This is a genomic window from Kytococcus sp. HMSC28H12, assembly GCF_001816045.1.
GTDB classification, from domain to species: Bacteria; Actinomycetota; Actinomycetes; order Actinomycetales; family Dermatophilaceae; genus Kytococcus; species Kytococcus schroeteri.
The window spans coordinates 1-1,028 of sequence record NZ_KV824645.1; the positions used below are offsets into that span (position 1 = coordinate 1).

Here is a 1,028-nt window from a genome sequence, read left to right on the forward strand (position 1 = left end):
CGGCCCCCTCGCGCTCGAGCTCGCCCCCGGCCTCGTGCTGGCCGGCGACCACCTCGCCCCGGGAGTCACCGGCGCCCTGGCCTCTGGGGACGCGGCGGCGCGGGTCCTGCTGGCGTGACCGGCGTCGCGTGACCGGCGTCACGCCGACCCGGCCCGTGTAGCACCATGGGCGCGTCCCGCCGCCCCGCCCCACGAGCACCAGGAGCGCCCATGACCCAGCTCGAGCCCGCCTACCTCTACGACGCCGTGCGCACGCCCTTCGCCAAGCTCGGCGGCGCCCTGGCCACGGTGCGCCCGGACGACCTGGCCGCCACCGTGGTCCGCGCGATGGTGGAGCGCTCCCCGCAGCTGGACCCGGCCCGCATCGACGAGGTGGTCTTCGGCGCCGCCAACCAGGCCGGGGAGGACAACCGCAACGTGGCGCGCATGGCCACCCTGCTGGCCGGGCTGCCGGTGAGCGTGCCGGGCTCCACCGTCAACCGCCTGTGCGGCTCCTCCCTGGACGCCGCGATGGTGGCCAGCCGCACCGTCGAGACCGGGGACGCCGACCTGGTGCTGGTGGGCGGCGTGGAGTCCATGAGCCGAGCCCCGTGGGTGGTGGCCAAGCCGGAGCGCGCATTCCCCGCCGGCAACGCCGAGATGGCCTCCACCACCCTGGGCTGGCGCCTGGTGAACCCCGCCATGCCGGCCGAGTGGACCGCCAGCCTGGGCGAGTGCAACGAGCAGGTGGCCGACGAGCTGGGCACCACCCGTGAGCAGATGGACGCCTTTGCCGCCCGCTCCCACCAGCTGGCCGCCGCGGCGTGGGAGGACGGCTTCTACGCCGACTGGACGTGCGCGGTGCCCGGCGTCGACGCGGCGGACCTGCCCCGCGACGAGACGGTGCGCCCGGGCTCGTCGGTGGAGTCGCTGGCCGGGCTCAAGCCGTCCTTCCGCCGCGACGGGCGCATCACCGCCGGCAACGCCTCCCCGCTCACCGACGGGGCGGCCGCGGTGCTGCTCGGCTCGGCCGGGGCGGCCGAGGGTCT

At 76.8% G+C, this 1,028-nt stretch carries 1 protein-coding gene; it reads left to right on the forward strand.

Going from position 1 to position 1,028, the window contains the following annotated elements:
* Positions 1-210: 210 nt before the first annotated feature.
* On the forward strand, positions 211-1,028 hold an 818-nt coding region (locus HMPREF3099_RS10315), incomplete at its 3' end, for an acetyl-CoA C-acyltransferase (protein WP_070705885.1).